Source organism: Candidatus Eremiobacteraceae bacterium (genome assembly GCA_035314825.1).
Lineage (GTDB): Bacteria > Vulcanimicrobiota > Vulcanimicrobiia > Eremiobacterales > Eremiobacteraceae > JAFAHD01.
Genome location: DATFYX010000065.1, coordinates 1 through 6,343 on the forward strand (window position 1 = coordinate 1; position 6,343 = coordinate 6,343).

General features: G+C 63.5%; 7 protein-coding genes and 1 tRNA gene. 6 read left to right on the forward strand and 2 right to left on the reverse strand.

The features are described from left to right. The coding region (hemH, locus tag VKF82_08225; GenBank protein HME82047.1) for a ferrochelatase at positions 1-686 on the forward strand (686 nt) is incomplete at its 5' end. Next, complete coding sequence (hemG, locus tag VKF82_08230; protein HME82048.1) at positions 683-2,080, forward strand: protoporphyrinogen oxidase; 1,398 nt, start codon at positions 683-685, stop codon at positions 2,078-2,080. The genes hemH and hemG, both read left to right, overlap by 4 nt. A 5-nt stretch (positions 2,081-2,085) precedes the next feature. On the opposite strand, the gene VKF82_08235 is transcribed toward hemG, so the two are convergent. Together VKF82_08235 and VKF82_08240 are read right to left on the reverse strand one after the other, a co-directional pair. Beyond that, positions 2,086-2,358 (reverse strand): hypothetical protein, encoded by a 273-nt coding sequence (locus VKF82_08235; protein ID HME82049.1) that lies wholly within the window; start codon positions 2,356-2,358, stop codon positions 2,086-2,088. Between the two features lie 92 nt (positions 2,359-2,450). Then, positions 2,451-2,765 (reverse strand): hypothetical protein, encoded by a 315-nt coding sequence (locus tag VKF82_08240; GenBank protein HME82050.1) that lies wholly within the window; start codon positions 2,763-2,765, stop codon positions 2,451-2,453. 169 nt (positions 2,766-2,934) lie between these two features. Here VKF82_08240 and VKF82_08245 point away from each other — a divergent pair, with 169 nt between their 5' ends. The 4 genes from VKF82_08245 (at position 2,935) to VKF82_08260 (ending at position 6,251) form a co-directional block, all read left to right on the forward strand. Further along, positions 2,935-3,816, forward strand: coding sequence for a hypothetical protein (locus VKF82_08245; GenBank protein ID HME82051.1), 882 nt, complete (start codon positions 2,935-2,937; stop codon positions 3,814-3,816). A 6-nt stretch (positions 3,817-3,822) separates the two neighbouring features. After that, positions 3,823-4,731: a hypothetical protein gene (locus VKF82_08250; protein HME82052.1), complete on the forward strand. Its 909-nt coding sequence runs from the start codon at positions 3,823-3,825 to the stop codon at positions 4,729-4,731. Between the two features lie 23 nt (positions 4,732-4,754). Beyond that, positions 4,755-6,104 (forward strand): oxygen-independent coproporphyrinogen III oxidase, encoded by a 1,350-nt coding sequence (hemN, locus tag VKF82_08255; GenBank protein ID HME82053.1) that lies wholly within the window; start codon positions 4,755-4,757, stop codon positions 6,102-6,104. A 71-nt stretch (positions 6,105-6,175) separates the two neighbouring features. Next, a tRNA-Asn gene (locus VKF82_08260) sits at positions 6,176-6,251 on the forward strand. The last annotated feature ends 92 nt before the right edge of the window (positions 6,252-6,343 follow it).

Sequence of the window (6,343 nt, forward strand, 5' to 3'; positions counted from 1 at the left end):
TCTACCTCGCCATGCGCAACTGGCGCCCGTACTCACAAGACGCGCTGCGCGCCGCGCGTGCAGACGGCGTCACCACGCTCGCCTTCGTACCGCTGTACCCGCAGTATTCGTACTCGACCACGCGCTCCAGCCTCAACGAGCTGCGCCGCGCGATGCGCGCGATGAGATTCGAACCAGACTTGCGCGTCGTTGACCAGTATTGCGAGGACCCCGGCTACCTGACCGCCCTGGCCGACGTCACGCGCCGCTGCCTCAAAGATTTCGCGGCGCCGCCCGAACGCATCCATCTGATCTTCTCGGCGCACGGCTTGCCGATGCGCTACATCGAGCGCGGCGATCCGTACCTGGATCAGGTGAGGAAGACCGTCGCCGCGGCGTGTGCGCGGCTCGCGCACCCGGGTCCCACGCACCTGTCGTTCCAGAGCCGGCTCGGCCCGGAGAAATGGCTCGAACCGGCCACGGAAAAACTGATCGAGCGGCTCGCCGGGGAGGGAGCAACCGCGATCTGCATCGTGCCGGTCGCGTTCGTGACCGAGCACGTCGAGACGCTCAACGAGATCGACATACAATACGCGGCGGTCGCGCAGGAAACGGGCATCCGGGAGTTCATGCGTGCGTGCGCGGTCAAGTGTCATCCCGCGTACATCACCTGTCTTGCAGATCTTGCGGAGCGAGCGCTCGCATGAGCGCCCCATTTGAGGATCTCGACGTCGCGGTGATCGGCGGCGGAATCTCGGGACTCGCGGCGGCTCACGCGCTGCGCAAGGCCGGCCGCAACGTGGTGGTGCTTGAGGCCCGCGCGAAATTCGGCGGGGTCGTCGGATCCGTCCAGACACAGATGTATCTTGCCGACGCAGGTCCGCAGAGCTTTATCGCCGCCCCGGCCTTGTTAGACCTCGCGCACGAACTCGGATTGGAATCGCAGATCATCGTGGCCGCCGGCGCCGGTGCCAAGCGTTACATCTACAGAAGCGGTTCGCTCATCGCCGTGCCGACGTCACCTGGGGCATTCATCGCATCGCCGTTGTTGTCGGCAGGGGCTAAGTGGCGGCTCCTTGCTGAACCGTTCGTCGCCCCTCGCGCGCACCAAAGCGACGAATCGGTCGCTTCGTTCGTCGAACGCCGCGCGGGACCTGAGGTGCTGCACGCGGTGGCCGGACCGCTCGTGTCGGGTATCTACGCAGGCGATCCGTCGCGGCTTTCGGCGCAAAGCACCATGCCCGCGCTGGTTGATTTCGAACGCACAAATGGTAGCGTGGTTCGCGGTTTCCTCGCCCGCCGCTCCAGAGATGGAGCGGCCGACTCTAGACGGCCCAATGGAGCGGCCGACTTCAGTCGGCCGAGAAGTCCGATCAGCTTCAAGGGCGGCAATGCGAGCCTCATCACCGCGCTGGCGACAGTTTTGGAAGGCCGCATCTACGCAGGCGCGCGTGCGACGAAGCTCAGACAACGCGGCGCCGGCTTCACGCTCGAGTGCGAAGGCCTGCCCGAAGGCACGATCGAGGCAGCGCACGTCATTATCGCGACGCCCGCCGACTCCGCAGCCGATCTCTTGGAGCCGCTCGAACCTCAAGCAGCTGCGGCGCTGCGCGCGATCGAGTACGCGCCCGTCGCCCAGGTCGCGATCGCATATCCTCGCGCTGTCCTAGGCGCACCGCATGACGGTTTCGGCTTCCTCGCATGTCGCGGCGAAGGCGTCCGGATCCTAGGAGCGGTCTGGAACTCGAACATCTTCGCGGCTCGTGCCCCGGACGACGAGTTGCTGTGCACGGCGTTTCTCGGCGGCGCCACCGACCCGGCGATCGGCGAACTCGACGACGAGCAGCTCGCACGCGTCGCTCACGCAGATCTTAGTCAGGTCATGCGCATCGCGCCTGCCAAGCCGAAGATCGTGTCCGGCTTCCGCTGGGAGCGCGCCATCCCCCAATACACGCTTGGCCACGAGGAGCGCCTCGCAGTGATCGAGTCGGCGGTCGATCGGATTCCAGGGTTGCGGCTGACCGGCAACTACCTGCGCGGTGTCAGCGTGCCCGATTGCATCCGGCGCGCGAACGAAATCGCGGCTGCGCTATCTTCCTAGGCGGCTCATCTACGGCGCAGCGTCGCCCCGTTCTCGCGCAGCAGCATACCGATGACGGAGTCGTTGCCGCGCGCGAACAGCAGCCGCAGCGCGACCTGGACGATCGAGCTCTCGCTCACGCGCTGCTCGAATGCAAGCGTGCGCAAGCGATCGCCCTGGTCGGACGGGACGTTCACCGAAAGCTTGACCTGGGGCTTGTATCGTTCCCCAGAATCGGCGCGGCGATCCGCGTGTTCTCTGATGCGTGCGATGATGGTGGTGGCCTCCGAGAGCGGCATTAGCAACCGCAATGGTTGCTTGATGCTACATGCTAGAGGCTTGCTCTGACCTGCCTGGGAATCCTATGAGAAGAAGTCGTGAAGACTGTTGGTTAGGGCGATTTTGGCTTGCGCCTAGGCCCGGCGCCCTTGCGGCGCAACATGGCTCCCAACGCGGCGTCGTCCCGAGCCTTGAAGAACGAGGCGAGCGCGAACTCGATCACGGAACTTGCTGAAACGCGCTGATAATGCGCGAAGGCGCGCAGATGCTCGATCAGATCCAGCGGCAGCGTGTGTGAAATAGTCGCATAGGAAGCCTTGCGGCGGGGCGGTGCTAGGGACGCACCAGTTGAAGCGCCATCTAACAGCTTCAGCGAGGGCACCCCGCCACCGGCCACCCGCAGGGCGCGCCGCTTGAGTTTTGCCATCCTACCCCGTTCCTCGGGAGAAAGCGATGGCCTGTCGGGTTTCGAATCTGAACGCAAGGCGACATGACATGTACGAACTGCCACATGCGATTAGTTGGTCGGCAGAGTAACGCCCCGCTTTCATGCAAGTCATCGCTGACACGAACTCACCGGAAAGGGAACAACACCGTTGTCGAATGACGCAAAGTCCCGCGCGATCGCGCGCCTGATCCAGACCAGCGCCCTCGTCGCGCTCTTTTTCGCCTTCGGATCGCAAGCGCGCGCCGCGACGACCATCGCCGACGCGTCGCCGGCACCGTCCCCGACCCCCATGAAGGACACAAAACTCCACGCATGGGTCACACCATATCTATGGCTGCCGACGATTCACGGACAATTGAATTTCACCATCCCGACGACGGGCGGCAACGTCGGCCTGACGGTCGTGCCCAGCCAGTACACGCCCAAGCTCGCCTCGGGCGCGTTGTTCACCGCCGGCGTTCAAAAGGGCGACTGGGGCTTGATGACCGACCTGGTCTACCTGAACCTCACCGCGGTGAGCGACGGTATCACGTCGATCACCGGTCCAGGCGGCATGCTGACGATCCCTATCGCCACGAGCGTCCAATCGCGCTACACGCAGACCATCTGGACGACCGCCGCGACCTATAACCTCGCGCCCGGTTCGCCGCCGCAGAACTTCGACGCGCTGGTCGGCTTCCGTTACGCGAACGCGAGCCCGTCGGTCACGTGGAATTTCACGGGGCCGGAAGGGTTGCTTGGAGTGTCGGGCAGCCACAAAGAGAGCGTCAACCTGTGGGACGGCATCGTCGGCCTCAAGGGCAAGTTCGATCTGAGCAAGGACAGTAAATGGTACGCACCGTTCTACGGCGATATCGGGAGCGGCGGAGCCTTCACCTGGCAGGCCTTTGGCGGCGTGGGTTACGGTTCGCCGAACGGCGGCAGCGTCGTGGTGGGATACCGCGATCTGTACTACAACATGTACAACGGCGGCGTGCTGCACAACATCAACTTGGGCGGGCCGCTGGTCGGCTACACGTTCAGACTGTAGTACCAGTTGATCAAACAATTCACGGCCGGCGTCATCCTCGCACTAGCGCTCGGGGCTCCGTTGCTGGCGCGCGCCGATGACCAGCCGTCCCCAGCTCCGGCCGGTGCCGCGTCGGCAGCTGACCTGGTGGCGGCCGAAAAAGCGCTGATCAAACAGTCGCAAAATCCGGTCGGCAATCTCGGTGTGCTGCCGATCCAGCCAAACTTCTACTACGGTCAGGGCCAGTACCAGCGCACACAGACGGTGACCAACGTCCAACCGGTCATCCCGATCGCTTTGAGCAAGCGATGGAACGTCATCTCGCGCACGATCGTCCCGATCATCAACACTCCATCTTCGGTGCCGCCGTCGCAGTGCAACTCGACGATCGGCTGCCCGACACTCACCGGCTTCGGCGACATCCAGCAGCAGACGTATTTCACGCCGGCCAAGCCCGCTACGGTCACATGGGGCGCCGGGCCGATCTTCCAGTTCGCGACCGCATCGCCCAATCTCGGACCGGTCGGAACCCACCAGACCGCGGCTGGCGTGAACGTCGTTGGTCTCATCATGCCCGGAAATTTCGTGATCGGGGTGCTCGGGACTCAGTTGTGGAGCATCGGCGGCTCGAGCCCGACCAACCCCGCCGTCAACTCGATGCTCGTCCAACCTTTCATCAACTATAACTTCGGAAAGGGCTGGGCGCTCACGACGGCACCGAACATCACGGCGAACTTCGCTGCGACGCCCGGCCAGGCGTGGATCGTTCCGCTCGGCCTCGGCTTGACCAAGACATTCAGGTTGGCGACCACGCCCATGCAATTCGGTGTGCAGTACTATAGCAATATCGTGAGACCAAATCTCGCGCCAAGCACGCAGCTCAAGTTCGTGCTGTCGTTCCTCTTCCCGGTCAAGCGGCGCTACACCGGGCCGTAGATCACCACGCAGGGTGGAGAGTCGTGTTCGACGTTGACGACGCGGGAGTACCGTTCGAATCCGAGTGGCCGGCGCTGCTCGCGAACTACGACCGGCCGATTCCGCGCTACACGAGCTATCCGCCCGTGCCGGCCTGGAGCGGTGGTCGACCCGAGGCACGAGCCAGGATAGAAGGCGAAGCGCGGAGCGCCGGAACCGCCGCGATGTACGTACATGTGCCGTTTTGTCCATCGCTGTGCTATTACTGCGCCTGCAATCGCTGCATCACCAAAGACCAGGTGCTCGTGGATCGTTATCTCGACGCCGTCGAGGGCGAGCTCGAGCAAGTCGCGCGTCGGGCGCGTGGGCTGCGCCTGGCGGTGCTGCATTGGGGCGGCGGAACGCCCAACAGTTTGCAGCCGTCTCAGATGAGCAGGCTGTTCGAGGCGATCGCAAGCCGCTTCCAGATCGACGACAGCGCCGAGATATCCATCGAGATCGATCCGCGACTGGCGAGCCAAGCGCAGATCGCGCATCTCGGACGGCTTGGCTTCAATCGTCTGAGCGCCGGCGTTCAAGACTTCAACGCGCAGACCCAAGCCGCGATTCACAGAACGCAGAGCATCGCGCAGACTGCGGCGGCGATCGGTTGGGCGCGCGATGCCCGGATCGGGAACATCAACATCGACCTTATCTACGGTCTGCCGCACCAGCGCCGCGCGACGTTCGCGCAAACCGTTAGCGAGGTGCAACGGCTCGCGCCGGAAACCGTCGCCATGTACGCCTACGCCCACGTGCCTTGGGTCAACCATGCGCAGCGCTCTTACGAAGAGTCGCTCCCCTCGCAACTCGAGAAGTTCGGGATGCTTGTGGACGCGACCAGGTCGTTTGCGGCTGCTGGCTACGAACAGATCGGGATCGACCATTTCGCGGCGCGCAATAGCGATCTTGCTCGCGCCGCTCGTAGCGGAAGTTTGCAACGCTCGTTCATGGGTTACACACGGGTCAGAGCCGAGACGCTCGTCGGCATCGGCGCGAGCGCCATTTCAAGCAGCTTCGATGCGTTCGCTCAGAACCGCTCCGACGTGGTCGAATACATCGCATCGGCCCGGACCGGCGATCTCACAGCGCGCGGTTGCCTGCTCGGCGATGAGGACCGAGTGCGCCGGCGAATCATCTCGGATATCATGACGAGCGGGGTCGTCAGAGCCGATGAACGAATATTGGCCGATCTCGCGATCGATGGATTTGACGGCGTCATCGCCGACGGCTTGGCCGTACTCGACATGAATGGCCTGCGGCTGACAAAGCTCGGGCGGCTCTTCGCGCGAAACGTCGCCGTATGTTTCGATGCGTACGCGCAAGGCCAACGCCGGCAGGCATCTGCGGTCTAGGGGCGGACGCTTGAAGGACCGATAACGGTTTGCTATAATGCTTGAGTTGCCCGCATCCGGGCAGCTCGCATTCCCCGATAGCTCAGCTGGTAGAGCGTCTGACTGTTAATCAGAAAGTCGTTGGTTCGAGTCCAACTCGGGGAGCCAAGCTCAACAAGAAGAAGACCCGCACCTCGTAAAGCGTGCGGGTTTTCTGTAACGGTAGTAGGGTCAAGCCTGTCACAACGCGCTGCTGCAGT